The 16150-nt window shown below is 70.2% G+C and carries 15 protein-coding genes; 13 read left to right on the forward strand and 2 right to left on the reverse strand.

Annotated features, from left to right (window positions below):
• Positions 1-63 precede the first annotated feature (63 nt).
• Positions 64-777: a response regulator gene (locus GEV07_12795; protein MQA03550.1), complete on the forward strand. Its 714-nt coding sequence runs from the start codon at positions 64-66 to the stop codon at positions 775-777.
• Positions 774-2282 carry a HAMP domain-containing protein gene (locus GEV07_12800; GenBank protein MQA03551.1) on the forward strand — a complete coding sequence of 503 codons (1509 nt, stop codon included), beginning with the start codon at positions 774-776 and terminating at the stop codon, positions 2280-2282. The genes GEV07_12795 and GEV07_12800 overlap by 4 nt, the downstream gene beginning before the upstream one ends.
• Here the strand turns inward: GEV07_12800 and GEV07_12805 are convergent.
• A complete protein-coding gene (locus GEV07_12805; protein MQA03552.1) occupies positions 2275-3033 on the reverse strand; it encodes a helix-turn-helix domain-containing protein in 759 nt (252 codons plus the stop codon). The two genes, GEV07_12800 and GEV07_12805, sit on opposite strands and share 8 nt — an antisense overlap.
• A 124-nt stretch (positions 3034-3157) precedes the next feature.
• Between GEV07_12805 and GEV07_12810 the strand changes: the two genes are divergently transcribed.
• Positions 3158-4480 (forward strand): MFS transporter, encoded by a 1323-nt coding sequence (locus GEV07_12810; protein ID MQA03553.1) that lies wholly within the window; start codon positions 3158-3160, stop codon positions 4478-4480.
• Positions 4473-6086, forward strand: coding sequence for a sulfatase-like hydrolase/transferase (locus GEV07_12815; GenBank protein ID MQA03554.1), 1614 nt, complete (start codon positions 4473-4475; stop codon positions 6084-6086). Before GEV07_12810 ends, GEV07_12815 begins: the two co-directional genes overlap by 8 nt.
• A 5-nt stretch (positions 6087-6091) precedes the next feature.
• Here GEV07_12815 and GEV07_12820 read toward each other — a convergent pair whose 3' ends face one another.
• Positions 6092-7078, reverse strand: coding sequence for a hypothetical protein (locus GEV07_12820; GenBank protein ID MQA03555.1), 987 nt, complete (start codon positions 7076-7078; stop codon positions 6092-6094).
• 287 nt (positions 7079-7365) lie between these two features.
• Between GEV07_12820 and GEV07_12825 the strand changes: the two genes are divergently transcribed.
• From GEV07_12825 to GEV07_12865, 9 genes are all read left to right on the forward strand, one after another.
• On the forward strand, positions 7366-8424 hold the full coding sequence (locus GEV07_12825) for a peptidoglycan DD-metalloendopeptidase family protein (GenBank protein MQA03556.1): 1059 nt from the start codon (positions 7366-7368) through the stop codon (positions 8422-8424).
• Positions 8425-8449: 25 nt separating this feature from the next.
• Positions 8450-9322 carry an Fpg/Nei family DNA glycosylase gene (locus tag GEV07_12830; GenBank protein ID MQA03557.1) on the forward strand — a complete coding sequence of 291 codons (873 nt, stop codon included), beginning with the start codon at positions 8450-8452 and terminating at the stop codon, positions 9320-9322.
• Positions 9323-9394: 72 nt separating this feature from the next.
• Complete coding sequence (locus tag GEV07_12835; GenBank protein ID MQA03558.1) at positions 9395-9739, forward strand: rhodanese-like domain-containing protein; 345 nt, start codon at positions 9395-9397, stop codon at positions 9737-9739.
• A gap of 295 nt (positions 9740-10034) precedes the next feature.
• On the forward strand, positions 10035-10472 hold the full coding sequence (locus GEV07_12840) for a hypothetical protein (protein ID MQA03559.1): 438 nt from the start codon (positions 10035-10037) through the stop codon (positions 10470-10472).
• A gap of 205 nt (positions 10473-10677) precedes the next feature.
• The gene (locus tag GEV07_12845; protein MQA03560.1) at positions 10678-11349 is read left to right on the forward strand and encodes a hypothetical protein; all 672 of its coding nucleotides are present in this window, start codon (positions 10678-10680) and stop codon (positions 11347-11349) included.
• A 62-nt stretch (positions 11350-11411) separates the two neighbouring features.
• Positions 11412-11942: a hypothetical protein gene (locus GEV07_12850; GenBank protein MQA03561.1), complete on the forward strand. Its 531-nt coding sequence runs from the start codon at positions 11412-11414 to the stop codon at positions 11940-11942.
• 69 nt (positions 11943-12011) lie between these two features.
• Positions 12012-13187, forward strand: coding sequence for an AAA family ATPase (locus GEV07_12855; protein ID MQA03562.1), 1176 nt, complete (start codon positions 12012-12014; stop codon positions 13185-13187).
• A 257-nt stretch (positions 13188-13444) separates the two neighbouring features.
• Positions 13445-15157, forward strand: a complete 1713-nt coding sequence (locus tag GEV07_12860) for a nitrite/sulfite reductase (protein ID MQA03563.1) — start codon at positions 13445-13447, stop codon at positions 15155-15157.
• A 16-nt stretch (positions 15158-15173) separates the two neighbouring features.
• Positions 15174-15902, forward strand: coding sequence for a phosphoadenylyl-sulfate reductase (locus tag GEV07_12865; GenBank protein MQA03564.1), 729 nt, complete (start codon positions 15174-15176; stop codon positions 15900-15902).
• Positions 15903-16150: the final 248 nt, after the last annotated feature.

Consider the following 16150-nt stretch of genomic DNA (forward strand, 5'->3'; position numbering starts at 1 on the left):
TTCCCAGCATCTGGTCAGGATGCCGGCAGGCCGTACGGCAATACTGCCTCCAGGAGGTGACCCGTGCCGGAGAACGGTAACGAGCCGGAGGCGCGCCTCGTCGTGGTCGACGACGAGCCGAACATCGTCGAGCTGCTGTCCGCGAGCCTGCAGTTCGCGGGTTTCGACGTCACCACGGCGACCGACGGGCCCGAGGCCGTCACGGCCGTGCAGAAGATCCGGCCGGACCTGCTCGTGCTCGACGTGATGATGCCGGGCATGGACGGCTTCGCCGTGGTGCGCAGGCTCCGCGCGGACGGCATCAGGGTGCCCGTGCTCTTCCTCACCGCCCGCGACGCGACCGGCGACAAGGTGCAGGGACTCACCCTCGGCGGTGACGACTACGTCACCAAGCCGTTCAGCCTGGAGGAGCTGGTCGCGCGTATCCGTGCGGTGCTGCGACGCACGGCGGGCCCGGACGCGAACCTGCGGTCGGCGAAGCTCAGCTTCGCCGACATCGAACTGGACGACGAGTCGCACGAGGTGTACAAAGCCGGCGAGCCGGTGTCGTTGTCCCCGACGGAGTTCAAGCTGCTGCGCTACCTGATGGAGAACACCGGGCGCGTACTGTCCAAGGCACAGATCCTGGACCACGTCTGGCAGTACGACTTCGGTGGCGATGCGAACATCGTCGAGTCGTATATCTCGTACCTGCGACGGAAGATCGACACCACGCAGCCGCGACTGCTGCACACCGTGCGCGGCGTCGGCTACGTCCTACGGAAGCCGCGCAGATGAGCGAACGGCTGGCGGCCGCAGTACGCGGCTGGCTGCCCACCCCGTCGACCTGGCCGTTGCGGGTCAAGCTCGTCGCGGCCGTGCTGCTGTTGGTCAGCGTGGGGCTCGCCGTCGCCAGCGGCGCCACGGTCGCCGCTCTGCGCACGTACCTCTACGCCAAGGTCGACGACAGCCTGCTGGCCACGCAGCGGCAGATGACCGAGGCGGCCCAGCAGGGCACCTGGGGACGGCCGACGACCAGCGGCCTGCAGCTGCCCAGCCAGTACGTGGTCACCGTCTTCCCCGCCACCGGCGCCGACCGGCGGGTCTTCGGCGCGACGTTCTACCCGGACGAGCCGGACATCCCTTCGATCGACATCTCCCGCGCACACCGCCTGCACGGCAAGGCGTTCACCGTCCGCTCCGTCGAGGGTGAGGGCCGGTGGCGGGTGGCGGTAAGCCCGCTTGCCGACGGGTCGGGGAGCATCGCGCTTGCGGTCAGCCTCGCGACCACCGACCAGACCATCGGCCGGCTGGCCGGCACACTGCTGGTGGTCGACGCCGCCGTACTCGCGCTGATCGGCGCACTCGGTTACGTGCTGGTACGCGGTAGCCTGCGTCCGCTCGTCTCGGTCGAGTCGACCGCAGGTGCCATCGCGGCCGGTGACCTCACCCGGCGGGTACCGGAGTCCGATCCGCGTACGGAGATCGGCCGGCTGTCGACGGCGCTGAACACCATGCTGAGCCAGATCGAGGAGGCGTTCCGAGATCGCGAGGCGTCCGAGGCGGCGGCCCGCAACTCCGAGGGCCGGATGCGACAGTTCGTGGCCGACGCCAGCCACGAGCTGCGTACCCCGCTGACGTCCATCCGCGGCTTCTCCGAGCTGTACCGGCAGGGCGCGGCGGGCACCAGGGAGGACACCGACCGGCTGATGCACAGGATCGAGGACGAGTCGACCCGGATGGGGCTGCTCGTCGACGACCTGCTGCTGCTGGCCAGGCTGGACCAGCGCCGGCCGATGGCGCGTGACCCCGTCGACCTGGTGGAGCTGGCCGCCGACGCGGTGGACGCCGGCCGCGCGATCCAGCCGGACCGCGACATCACGCTGACCGTCGAGGACCCCGACGGCGCCATCGTCGTCGGCGACGAGGCGCGGCTGCGGCAGGTGCTGACCAACCTGGTGAACAACGCGCTCACCCACACCACCATCGACGTACCCGTGGTGGTGCGGATCGGCGACGACCCGGACGACGGCGGGAGGGTCCGCCTGGACGTCACCGACGCCGGCACCGGCCTGTCCGCGGACGACGCGAGGCGCGTCTTCGAGCGCTTCTACCGGGTGGACACCTCACGGAGCAGGTCCGCAGGCGGCACCGGCCTCGGCCTGTCCATCGTCTCGGCGATCGTCGCCGGCCACGGCGGTTGGGCCGGCGTGGAGAGCTCCCCCGGCAACGGCGCGACCTTCCACGTGCACCTCCCCCGCGACCTACCGCCGACGGCGGAGCCCGAGGAGGCGGTCAGCTAGCGGCTACACCGCCGAGCTTGGCGCTGATCTCGCGGGCCGCGTCGACGAGGGTCGGGGCGACGGACTCCATCTCGCTGCGGCCGAACCGGCTGCTCGGCCCGGTGACGCCGAGCGTCGCCACCACGCGCTCCGCGTGGCCGCGCAGCGGGACGGCGATCGTGCTGACCCCGGCGATGGTCTCCTCGAAGGCCATCGCGTACCCGCGTTCCCTGGTCGCGGCCACGCCGGCGACCACCTCGTCGGGGGTGGGCGCGTTGACCGGGTGGTAGTCGACCCGGCTGCGGTCCGCGGCGATCCTGCGCACCTCGTCCTCGGACATCTCCATCATCAGCACCCGGCTGGGCGCGCCGCTCCACAGCGGCAGCGGGCGGCCCACCTCGAAGGTGGCCCGCAGCCGCTCGGCGCACTCCACCTGGTCGAGGTGCATCAGCTCGTGCCCGAGCGGGACGGACAGCCCGACCGTCTCGCCGAGCTCGTCGCGTAGCCGGGTCAGGTACGGTCGCGCGACGCTGCGCAGGTCGAGCCGGCGCTGGTACGCCATGCCGAGCGCGAGCGTGCGCGGGCCGAGCCGGTACTTGCGGGTGACCTCGTCCTGCGCGGCCATGTCGGTCTCGACGAGCTCCTTCAGCAGCCGCTGCACGGTGCTCTTCGGCAGGTCGACCTCGGCCGCGACCTCCCTGATGGTCAGCCCGGCCCGCTCCACGCGCAGCACGTCGAGGATGTGCACAGCGCGCCGCAACAGCTCACTCATCGCCGGCCACCGGTCCTCGCAGGGTTGACGTCGCTACCTCGCACGACACAAGATGTCCCGTCAAGTGAATGTAGTGTCCCATTGAATGGGTCAATAGGCAAGCCAACGAACGAGAGGCGCGGCGATGCGCTCTTCGACAGCTGACCCGACCACGTCCATCCGCCAGGTCGCAGCGGCCAGCCTGATCGGCACGGTCGTCGAGTGGTACGACTTCTTCCTCTACGGGACGATGGCCGCTCTGGTCTTCAACGCCCAGTTCTTCCCCACCGCGAACGCGCTGAACGGCACGCTGCTCGCGTTCGGCACCTTCGCGGCCGGTTTCGTCACCCGGCCGCTCGGCGGCATCATCTTCGGCCACCTCGGTGATCGGCTCGGGCGCAAGCAGATGCTCGTCGTGACGATGATGATCATGGGCCTGGCCACGTTCGCGATGGGCCTGCTGCCCACGTACGCGCAGATCGGCGTCGCCGCACCGATCATCCTGCTGCTGTTGCGGATGCTCCAGGGCATCGGCCTCGGCGGCGAGTGGGGCGGCGCGATCCTGCTCTGCGTCGAGCACGCGCCGAAGGACCGCCGCGGCTGGTACTCCAGCTGGCCGCAGCTCGGCGTGCCCATCGGGCTGTTGCTCGCCACCGCGTCGGTCAGCGCGGTCAACGCGTTCGGCGAGAACGCGCTCGCCGAAGGCGGCTGGCGGGTGCCGTTCCTGATCAGCATCGTGCTGGTGCTCATCGGCCTGTTCATCCGGCTGAAGGTCAGCGAGCCGCCGGCATTCAGCCAGCTGAAGGAGCAGAACGAGCAGGCCAAGGTGCCGCTGTTCGAGGTGATCAGGAAGCACCCACGTACGACGCTGCTCGGCATGGGTGCGCGAGTGAGCGAGAGCGTGACGTTCAACGTCTACAACGCCTTCCTCGTCACCTACACCGTCGAGGTGCTGAAGCTGCGCAAGGAGATCGCACTCGACAGCCTGCTGATCGCTGCCGCCGTCGGGTTCGTCGTTGTACTGGCCGCCGGCCGGCTGTCGGACCGGATCGGCCGGCGGCCGGTCTTCATGGGAGGCGCGCTGATCGCCGCCGTCACGGCGTTCCCCATCTTCTGGCTCATCGACACCAAGTCGTCGCTGCTGATCGGGATCGCCATCGTGATCGGCTGGGGCATCGCCGCGTGCGGCATGTACGGCCCTGAAGGCGCGCTGTTCGCCGAGATCTTCCCCACCAGGGTGCGGTACAGCGGGATGTCCGCCGTCTACCAGATCGGTGTGCTGCCGAGCGGCGCCGTGGCGCCGGCGATCTGCACCGCACTGGTCAGCGCGTACACCGGCGCATCGTGGCCGGTCGCCGTCTACGTACTGGCGATGGCGATCATCAGCATCGTCTCGTTGATCTTCCTGCCCGAGACGCACAAGAAGTCCATCGACGAGATCGACACTAAGGTGCACAGTCATGTCTGACGACCAGCGTCCCGACATCGTCGTCGCCCTCGCGGACGACATGGGGTTCTCCGACATCGGTTGCTACGGCGGCGAGATCGACACCCCGAACCTGGACCGGCTGGGCCGGCAAGGCACGAGGTTCACCCAGTTCTACAACTCGCCGCGGTGCAGCCCGTCCCGCGCCTCGCTGATGACCGGGCTGCACCCGCACCAGGTGGGCGTCGGCATCCTCAACTTCGACGACATCCCGGACGGCTACCCGGGCAACCTGTCGGAGCGCTGCGTCACCGCCGCCGAGGCGCTCGGCGGCGCGGGCTACGGCACGTACCTCAGCGGCAAGTGGCACCTGGCGTCGGACATGGAGAAACCGAACGGCGCCTGGCCGAGCAGGCGCGGCTTCGACCGGGTGTACGGCACGCTCGAGGGCGCGGGCAGCTTCTACCAGCCGCGCACGCTGATCCGCGACGAGGAGAGCATCGAGCACGAGGCGCTCGACCCCGAGTTCTTCTACACCGACGCGATCAGTGCGAACGCGGCCGGGTTCGTCTCGGAGCACCACGAGCAGACGCCGGACAAGCCGCTGTTCCTGTACCTCGCGTACACCGCACCGCACTGGCCGCTGCACGCGCACGACGAGGACATCGCGAAGTACGAGGGCCGGTTCGACGAGGGCTGGGACGCGCTGCGGGAAAAGCGGCTCGAACGGCTGGTGGCCGAGGGCATCATCGACGAGTCGTGGCCACTGACCGACCGCGACCCACGGGTGCCGGCGTGGGACGACGTCGACCTGCCCGAGTGGCAGGCGCGCCGGATGGAGGTCTACGCGGCCCAGGTGAGCCGGATGGACGCCGGCATCGGCCGCGTCCTCGACACCCTGGAACGGCTCGGCCGGTTGGACAACACCATCGTCGTCTTCCTCTCCGACAACGGCGGTTGTGCGGAGGAGATGCCGCCGGAGTCGGTGCGCGAGTTCGTCACCAGCTTCGTACCGATGCACGAGGTCACCCGGGCGGGACGCACCGTCGTACCCGGCAACACGCACGAGGTGACGCCGGGCCCCGAGCACACGTACGCCAGCTACGGGCGGCCGTGGGCGAACCTCTCCAACACCCCGTTCCGCGAGTACAAGCACTGGGTGCACGAGGGCGGCATCGCCACGCCGTTCGTCGTGCACTGGCCGGCCGAGCTTGGCACTCCGGGCGAGCTGTGCGACACCCCGTTCCAGCTCGTCGACGTGCTGCCGACGCTGCTCGACGCGGCCGGCGCGGAGTACCCCGCCACCCGTGCGGGCGAACCGGTGCCGGCGGCGAAGGGCAGGAGCATGCTGCCCGCGCTGCGCGGCGAACCGGTCGAGGGCGAGCGCCCGCTGTTCTTCGAACACGAGGGCAACGCGGGAGTGCGGCAGGGCCGCTGGAAGCTCGTCCGCAAGCACGGGCAGTCGTGGGAGCTCTACGACATGCACACCGACCGCACCGAGCTGCACGACGTGGCCACCGACCACCCCGACCGGGTGGCGCGGATGAGCGCGGCGTACGAGGACTGGGCCACCCGATGCGGCGTCATCCCACGCGAGCGCATCCTCGACCTGTACCGCAGCCGCGGCCACGGCCTGCCGGAGGAGTAGCGGCGCTAGAGGCCGCTCTTGCTGCGCTTGCTGTGGCCGAACTGCTTGGCGACCGGGTTCCAGACGCGCACGAACTGCTGCTTCTGCTTGCCCGCGCGGATGGAGAGGCTGTTGCCCTTCGTCCGCTTGGTGGTCTCGGACAGGCACGACGTGCCGCTGTTCGCACCCGCACGCGCCCAGGCGGCGAACGCGTCGTCCGCCTTCGCGGACGTGCTGTACATGGCGATCATCTGCGACTTGATCCGCGGACCGTTGTCCAGCCGCGAGGTGTCCAGCTTCCGCGCCTTGCGCACGATCGACCTGCGGTTGTCCGCCGCCGCCTCGAACCGCTTCTCCGCCTGCGCAGGGGTGATCTCGCAGTTGTTCGCCTGGTCGTACGCGATGGTCAGCAGGTGCTTGCCGTCGGCCGCCTTGCTGAGCAACGCGTCGACCGCCTCGGCCTGCTCGGTGGCGGTCTTGGCGCCGGTGGTCGGTGCCGCCGACCCTTCGCCCTGCTTCTTCGACGTGGCGACAGGGGAGCTGTCCTTCGCGTCCGCCGTGTCGTCCTCGTCGCCGCCGCCGAGCGCGAGCACACTACCGACGGCGAGTGTGCCGGCGAGCAGCACGGCGAGGGCGATCAGCGCTGCGTACACGACGCGACGGCGCCCGCCACCGTGCTGCGGCGGGGGCGGCGGCTGCCCGTAGTGCGTCATCCCCGGCGGCGGCACACCGTACGGCGGGGGCGGGTACTGCTGCGGCGGGTACCCCGGTGGCTGCGCCATGGTGGGCTGGATCGTGTACTGGTCACCGCTGGTGAACGACGGCTGCCAGTGCGCGTCCGCATCCGACCAGCTGTCCACCGTAGGCTGCGGGTAGTCGGTGCTCCCGTCGTCGATGGCGGGAACCGGCGGGCCGGCGAACTCCACTGGATCGCCGTAGTCCTGCGGCTGCGGGTCGCCGTCCCCGGCCGGGTCCGGGGCCTCGAGGTCGTCGAAGCTGGGGGTCGCGGACACGTAGCCGCCGCACTGCCGGCAGAACCGGTCCTCGGGCTCGGTTTGCGCGTCACAGCGCGGACACACGCCCACCTTGCCCCTCCCACCGATGACTCAGCTGACGGCGGGTGACCCCCGCGACCTAGCCAAGGTAAAACATTGGTCGGTGGCACAGGGCCGGCACGGCAACTACGGCCACGCTCCGAAACCAGCCAGACACGTGCCGCGGGCCTGGTCACACAGAAGTCGGCTACCCGAGGGGCTGGCGTGACCTTCCCGTAACCATCGTCTACAGTAAAACGCGTCCCATGAAACGCCCCGAACGCCCCGAAACCCTGTTCGCCGTTCTCGTGGCCATCGCCGCGTTGCTGCTCTCCGGCGGCACCGCACAGGCCGCGACGACCGCGAACGGGAGCGCCGTGTCCGCCAACTCGAAGACCGCCCAGCGGGCGGAGGCCGAGAAGAAGGCGGCAAAGGATGACGCCGACCCCGCGTCGATCCGTGCCCAGCTCAAGCGTCTCGCCGAGGAGCACGAGAAGAGCGAGGACCGCCTCGACGCGCTCAGCCACCGGCAGGCGAAGGTCGGCCGCCAGGTCCGCGAGACCAAGCAGCGCCTGACTGCCAGCCGCGACCGGGTCGCCCAGACCGCCAGGCTCGCGTACACCTCGGGCCCGGCGAACGACCCGATGGTGGCGCTGGCGTCCAACGACGACCCAGGCGTGGTCGCGCAGCGGATGACCACGCTCTCGCTGCTCAGCAAGAGCGACAACATCGCGATCAAGGACGCCACCACCCAGGCCAAGAAACTCGGCAAACAGCAACGTTCGCTGAACAAGGCGAAGAAGGACGCCGCCGCGGAGAAGGCCGGCCTGGCCAAGAAGCGCAAGAAGCTCAACGCCAAGCTGCTCGAGGCCGCGAAGGCCCTGGCCGCCCGCAAGAACGGCCAGGCGGACCGGGCAAAGATGTCGGGCGAGGGCGCCTGCCCTGTCGGCGAGCCGGTGCAGATCTCCGACACCTGGGGATCGGCGCGCAGCGGCGGTCGGGCGCACGAAGGCACCGACATGCTCGCCCCGACGGGTACCCCCACGTACGCCCTCGAGAACGGCACCATCAGCGAGGCCGGCTACGACGGCCTGGGTGGCACCATCGTGATCCTGAAGGGCGAGAGCGGCGACTCGTACTACTACGCGCACCACGACTCGAACGTGGTCAGCACGGGTGAGCGGGTGGTCGCCGGGCAGCAGGTCGGCCGGGTCGGGATGAGCGGCAACGCGCAGGGCACCGTGCCACACCTGCACTTCGAGCACTGGCCTGGCGGGGGCAACCCGGTCAACCCGTTCCCGCTCGTCCAAGGGCTCTGCGGATAACGCGGAACTCGGGCACACTTGGGTTGTGCCCGAGCTTCCCGAGGTCGAGTCGCTGGCCACCTTCGTCGCCGGCCAGGCGACAGGTGCCGTGGTCGACAACGTCGACGTGTACGCGTTCAGCGTGCTCAAGACGTACGACCCGCAGATCACCGCGCTCACCGGCCGGGCGCTGACGGGTACCACGCGCTGGGGCAAGTTCCTCGACCTCGACTTCGGCGGCCAAGGCGACCCGCTGCACCTGGTCGTGCACCTCGCCAGGGCCGGCTGGCTACGTTGGCACGACGAGCTGCCGAAGAGCTCGCCGCGGCGCGGCAAGGGCCCGCTCTCGCTGCGGCTGCGGTTCGCCGACGGCGCCGGCTTCGACATCACCGAGGCGGGTACTCAGCGCAAGGTCGCCGCGTACCTGGTGCGCGACCCGGCGGAGGTGCAGGGCGTCGCCAGGCTCGGCATCGACCCGCTGGTCCCGGAGTTCACGGTGGCCGCGCTGCGCACGTTGATCGCCGGCAAGCGCACCCAGATCAAGGGACTGCTGCGCGACCAGGCGGTGATCGCCGGTATCGGGAACGCCTACAGCGACGAGATCCTGCACGCGGCGAAGATGTCGCCGTACCGGGTAGCTGCCGACCTGACCGACGACGACATCGAGCTGCTGCACGACGTCACCGTGCGTGTGCTGACGGAGGCGGTGGAACGGTCCGGCGGGCTCGCGGCGGGCGACCTGAAGCGCGACAAGAAGACGAACATGGCGGTGCACGGCCGCGCCGGGGAGAACTGCCCGGTGTGCGGCGACACCGTACGCGAGGTATCGTTCGCGGACCGCTCGCTGCAGTACTGCCCGACGTGCCAGACCGGCGGCAAGGTGCTCGCCGACCGCCGGCTGTCCCGACTGCTGAAGTAGCCCACCCTGGCCGACGTCCTGCGGCCGGATTCTGACAACCTGGCTGCAGGCTCAGCGAAGGGACCATCCACCATGTCCGGCTCGCCCAACGTTCCCGAGATCGAGGCCGCGAAGCTGCCCGACGACGCCGTGCTCCTCGACGTCCGCGAACCGGACGAGTGGGTCGCCGGGCACGCACCGAACGCCGTCCACGTGCCGCTCGGCGAGCTCGCCGGCCGACTCGGCGAGGTGCCGGCGACGGCGGGCGGCGAGCAGCTGTACATCGTCTGCCGCTCCGGCGGCAGGTCCGCCCAGGCCGCCGCCGCGCTCGGCCAGGCCGGCTACCCGGCGGTCAACGTCACCGGCGGGATGACCGCGTGGGCGCTGGCCGGCAAGCCGATGGCCAGTGAGACCGGCCAGCCACCCGAGGTCGCCTGACCGTCCCCATACCACGCCAGGAAAAGGGATTTGCCATCGGCGATCCCCCGCATAGGGTGGAGGAACACGGGAGAGGAGGTGGTCCAGTAGATGTGTAGCTATCGGACTCGTGAGGTGGCTGTCCGCTAGTCGCCGCACCTTCAGACCTGCCTAGCCAGTCGTCTTGGTGGCGACGGCGAATACCAGGCAACCGCCCGGCCCTCGAGCACCGGCGTTAGTCCAGCCGGCCTGTGCTGCCCGCAGTACAGGAAGCGCTCGGGGGTCGTTTCTCGTCCGGGCCCGCTAATGTCATCGCGTGAGCAACACACACCACGCCCTGCACTACCTGCCGTTGTCGACGAACGCCGACAACCGGCAGACGCGTGGACTCGCCATCGCGTACACCGTCGTGCTCGTAGTGTTGCTGACCCTCGCAATCCTGGCCGCCACGATCGGCATCACAGAGGGCAGCGTGGCGGTCGCACTGCTGGCACCGACACCGTTCCTCGCGGGCACCGTGTGGTTCGTGGTGCTGTTCATCCGGCTTGGCCGTGCCGCGACGTGGCTCGCGGGCACCGCGCTGTTCGACCGCGAGGTCTTCGCCACCAAGCGAGTGGACCTGGCAACCGCACACGTCTGGCTGGAGAGTCGCGCACTGCCGATCGCTGGGGCGGGTTGTCGGCTCGGCTCGCTTGGAAGCTCGTCGGCAGCCTGCCACTCTTGCTGTCCTGCCGCGACGTCGGCACCGGCGTGACCATAACCGTCGTACTGGACGTCCACGGCGCACGGCTACCTGCCGGCGAGCTGACTGCGCTGGCGAACGCGATCCAGTGCGGACCGCGGCCGGACCCCGCCCACACCCAGGCGTGGGCCGTCGCCGCTCAGCTCCGCCAACTCGCCGCTAGCGGCGTCTAACGAAATCTACGGCCCGCACTAGAGAACGGTATAGCGTCGCAGAGATGAACCCGGCACGTAACCCGTACGCCCCGGCGGCCGAACAGCCCGGCCGGGAGCTGCCCAACTACATCCGCGAACGCAGCTTCGGGCGACCCCTCGCCCTGGTACCGCTCACCACCGGGCTGAACGTCCTGATCGGCGTGTTCCTCGACGACGGGTCGGTTGCCGCCGACTCGGTGACCATCGCGCTCGAAGTGGTGGTCGCGTCGATGGGCGTGCTCTGCCTGGGCATGGGCGCGCTGCTCCTCTGGTGGCCGCGGCCGCGAGCGTGGCTGACCGGCACGACGCTGGTGACCACGAGCCTGTTCCAGCGTCGCCGCGTGGACCTCACGACGGCACGCCTGGCCATCAGGCAGCACATCCTCATTGCCACCGACCCGTCGGCGCGCCGCTCGGCGCGGCTGCCGCTCGTCCGGGCCGGCGGCGTACTGCCGGCGCCTGACCTGATCGCACTCGCGGACGCCAGCCATGCTGCCGCGTACAGCAATCCCGCTGCGCGGCAGGCGTGGGCAGTGGGCAACGGGCTGCGTGACCTGGCCGTCAACGAGGCCCTACGCAGCAGCGTCGCGCGCAAGCTGCGCAGGCAACAGGTCGTCCTCGCGGTCACCATCGGCGTCCTCTTGGGCATCAGCGTGCTCCTCATGGGCCTACGCGTCGTCGCGTCCGTCACCTAGACAACCGGCGCCAGACACCGGCCGGGAACCAGCAGGCGGCGGCCGCAGTCCAAAGCCGCACCATGACGACGACAGCCAGCACCCACCGAGCACCCACCTCGCTGCACGAGCTCTCCATCCGACCTGGCAGGTCACCGATCGCCGCGCAGCTCGTCACCACAGTGCTACTGGCCCTCGGGACGGCACTGCTGATCCACAACAGCCGCACGGACGCCGCCATCGCGGCCGGCTGGCTCGCCGCGGCCGCGATGGCCTGCCTGCCGCTCGCGCTGGCCGAACAGCTGGCAACCCGCGCCGAGCTCGCCGGCACCACACTGCGCCGCAGGGGCATCTGGCGGCGCAGCGCCGTCGACCTGGCGATCGCCGACGTCTGGTTCGAGCGGCATCGTGTGTTCGCTCGCGGCCTGCACCTGCACGCGCGCGACGACTCCGGCAAGGTGACCATCCCGCTCGAACCTGCGGGTCGTGGGCTGCTCTCCGGCACCGACCTGCGCGCCCTGGCAGCTGCGATCGGCACCGGCCCGCACCGACTGCCGGCCGAGGAGTACCAGGCGGAAGCGGTCGTCGCACGACTCCGCCAGCTCGCCGCGTGAGGCGACACGCGCTAGCGGCCTCTAACGAAATCTACGGCCCGCGCTAGAGAACGGTATAGCGTCCCAGAGATGGACCCGGTACGTAACCCGTACGCGCCAGGCGCCGGCCAGCGGCCGCCCGAGCTGGCCGGCCGCGACCGCGAGACGCAGACGTTCGACGTCGTGCTCGAGCGGGTGGCGAGGAGCCGACCGGAGCGCAGCCTGCTGCTCACCGGGCTGCGCGGCGTCGGCAAGACGGTGCTGCTCAACGCGCTGCGCTCGCAGGCGATCGGCCGGCTGTGGGGTACCGGGAAGCTGGAGGCCAGGCCGGACCAGTCGATCCGCCGGCCGCTGGCCGCCGCGATGCACATGGCGATCAGGGAGATCGCCCCCAGGCACCGCGACCCGGACCGGGTGGACGCGTTCCTCGGCGTGCTGAAGGCGTTCGCGCTGAAGGCGTCCAGCGGTCCGCGCGACCGCTGGCAACCGGGCATCGAGGCGCCCGCGACGAAGGGCCGCGCGGACTCCGGCGACATCGAGATCGACCTCACCGAGCTGTTCCTCGACGCGGCGTCGATCGCCACCGACCTCGGCGTCGGCATCGCGCTGTTCGTCGACGAGATGCAGGACCTGACGCCCGCGGACGTGTCGGCGGTCTGCGGGGCCTGTCACGAGCTGAGCCAGCAGGACGGGCCGCTGATCGTGGTCGGCGCCGGCCTGCCCCACCTGCCGGCCGTGCTGTCGACGAGCAAGAGCTACTCCGAGCGGCTGTTCGCGTACTCGCGTATCGACCGGCTGGACCGCGATGCCGCGGACGCGGCGCTGTGCCTGCCGGCGGCGAAGGAGGAGGTCACGTTCACACCCGAGGCGCTGGACGCGCTGTACGAGAAGAGCGGCGGCTACCCGTACTTCGTGCAGGCGTACGGCAAGGCGACCTGGGACTACGCCGCCACCGACCCGATCACTCCCGAGGACGTGGCGATGGCCGCGCCGCAGGCGGACGCCGAGCTCGCGGTGGGGTTCTTCGGCAGCAGGTACGAGCGGGCGACGCCGGCGGAGCGGGAGTACATGCAGGCGATGGCCGGGCTCGGCGACGACCCGGTGCCGACCGGCGAGGTGGCCAAGCAGCTCGGCCGCAAGCCCGCTTCGCTCTCCCCGGCACGCGACGCGCTGATCAAGAAGGGCCTGGTGTATGCGGCCGAACGCGGCCTGGTGGCGTTCACCGTCCCCCACTTCGGACGCTTCCTCCGCGCCCAGCCCGCCTGAGGTCCCGGGCGCCCATCGTCACCCTGTGTCTCATAGTTCGGGCGATTGCTCGCCGGTTCGCCCTTTTCTTTGGCACGCTGTATGGCATGACCGCACTCGCGAACGCGCCGGGCCAGTTGCTCGTCGCACGGCTGCACGTGGATCACCACCACGTGTCCAGCGCGGTCTGTCTGCGTCGCTGACGTTTTCCAGCGACCCCTGTCCCCCTTGACCGGCGCGCGCCTGCACGCAGGGTCACGTAGCGAACGGGAGCGCCCATGGCGCTGCAGACCGACATCTCACCGCAGTCCACGGAGAGTTCACGGCCGCCGAAGAAGCGGTCCCGTCCTGGCCGGCACACCGGCCAGGGCCAGTGGGCGCTCGCCCAGCTGGAGCCGCTCAACCCCAATGAGCGGATGAAGAAGGACGACGACCCGCTGAACGTGCGTGCGCGGATCGAGAGCATCTACCAGTACACCGGCTTCGCCGGCATCGACCCGCAGGACCTGCGCGGCCGGTTCCGCTGGTGGGGGCTGTACACCCAGCGCAAACCCGGCATCGACGGCGGCCGCACCGCCACCCTCGAGCCGGAGGAGCTGGAGGACGAGTACTTCATGCTGCGCGTCCGCGTCGACGGCGGCCAGCTCGACCTGCAGCAGCTCCGTACGGTCGCCGAGCTGTCCACCACGTACGGCCGCGACTCCGCCGACATCACCGACCGGCAGAACATCCAGCTGCACTGGATACGCGTCGAGGACGTGCCGGAGATCTGGCGCCGGCTGGAGGAGGTCGGGCTCTACACCCAGGAGGCGTGCGGTGACTGCCCGCGCGTCATCCTCGGCAGCCCGGTCGCCGGCATCGCCGCGGACGAGATCATCGACGGCACCCCGGCCGTCAAGGAGATCGCCAGCCGGTACCTCGGCGACAAGGAGTTCTCCAACCTGCCGCGCAAGTACAAGACGGCGATCTCCGGGCTGCCCGAGCAGGACGTCGCGCACGAGATCAACGACGTTGCGTTCATCGGCGCGACGCACCCCGAGCACGGGCCAGGCTTCGACCTGTGGGTCGGCGGCGGCCTGTCCACCAACCCGCATCTCGCGCAGCGGCTGGGCGCCTGGGTGCCGCTGGAGGACGTGCCGGACGTGTGGGCCGGCGTCACGAGGGTATTCCGCGACTACGGCTACCGCAGGCTGCGCACGAGGGCGAGGCTGAAGTTCCTGGTCGCCGACTGGGGCGTCGACGAGTTCCGACGGGTGCTGGAAACCGAGTACCTGCAACGGAAACTGGTCGACGGACCTGCGCCGGCGAGCACCCAGCCGCGCGACCACGTCGGCGTGTACGAGCAGCACGACGGCAACTACTACGTCGGCGTCGCGCCCACCGTCGGGCACGTGTCGGGCTCGCTGCTGAACCAGCTGGCCGACGTCGTCGAGGCGCACGGCTCGACGCGCATCAGGCTGACCCCGTACCAGAAGCTGGTCGTGCTGGACGTGGCTGAGGACCAGGTCGAGCCGCTGATCACCGCGCTCGACGAGGTCGGCCTGCACGCGCGGCCGAGTGGCTTCAGGCGCAACACCATGGCGTGCACCGGCATCACCTACTGCAAGCTGGCCATCACCGAGACCAAGGACACCGCCGCCGCGCTCATCGAGGAGCTGGAGCGGCGGCTGCCCGAGGTCAAAGAACCGATCACCGTCAACGTGAACGGCTGCCCGAACTCCTGCGCACGGATCCAGGTCGCGGACATCGGGTTGAAGGGCCAGATCATCACCGACTCCGCCGGCAACCAGGTGCCCGGCTACCAGGTGCATCTCGGTGGTTCGCTCGGCGACAAGTCCGGCTTCGGCCGCAAGGTCCGCGCGCTGAAGGTGGCGGCCGACGAGCTGCCCGACTACGTCGAGCGGGTGGTGCGCCGCTACCTGGCCGCGAAGACCGACGGTGAGCGGTTCGCGGACTGGACCGTACGAGCCACCGACGAGGAGCTGTCGTGACCACGGGGGACCGCGGATGAGCACCCCGCTACTCGAACGAATCCCGGAACACACCACGGACACCGCCTGGCTGCGGTACCTCGCGCACCGCGCCGCCGCCGAGCTGGCCGACAAGCCGGCGACGGAGATCGTCCGGTGGGCGGCGGCCGCGTTCGGCGACCGGCTGGCCGCCACGTCGTCGATGGCCGACGCCGTGGTGATCGACCTGGTCGCGAAGATCGCGCCCGGCACCGACGTGCTGTTCCTCGACACCGGCTACCACTTCGTCGAGACCATCGCGACGAAGGACGCGATCGACGCGAGCTACCCGGTGCGGGTGCGCTCGCTGCACCCCGAGCAGTCGGTCGAGGAGCAGGACGCGACGTACGGTCGCGGCCTGTTCGCCCGCGATCCAGACAGGTGCTGCGCCCTGCGCAAGGTCGCCCCGCTCGACCAGGCACTGCACGACTACTCCGCCTGGGTCACCGGGCTGCGTCGCGCCGACTCACCGAACCGCGCGGACACGCCCGTCGTCGAGTTCGACGAGCGCCGCGGCAGGGTCAAGGTCAACCCGATCGCCGCCTGGAGCGACGAGCAGGTGCAGGAGTACGTCGACGAGCACCAGGTGCTCGTCAACCCGCTGCTCGCGGACGGCTACTGCTCGGTCGGTTGCGGACCCTGCACCCGCAAGCTGCAACCGGGCGAAGACGCGCGCGCCGGGCGTTGGGCCGGTATGGTCAAGACCGAATGCGGAATCCACCGATGACTGCGGTGGTCCCGCTGAGCACTCCAGCGCCGGAGTTCACCGTACGCGCGGGAGTTGCGACCGCGCCGGGAGGAGGCGGTCGCACATGAGTACCGCAGCGAAGGAGCTCGACGAGCGGCCCGGAGGTAGGGGCCGCGGAGCCCACCGCACCACCCACCACACCGTCGCGGCACCTGCCGGAGGGCCGGGAGGAGGCGGTCGCACATGAGTACCGCAGCGAAGGAGCTCGACGAGCGACCCGGAGGTAG

Source organism: Streptosporangiales bacterium, from assembly GCA_009379825.1.
Classification (GTDB): domain Bacteria; phylum Actinomycetota; class Actinomycetes; order Streptosporangiales; family WHST01; genus WHST01.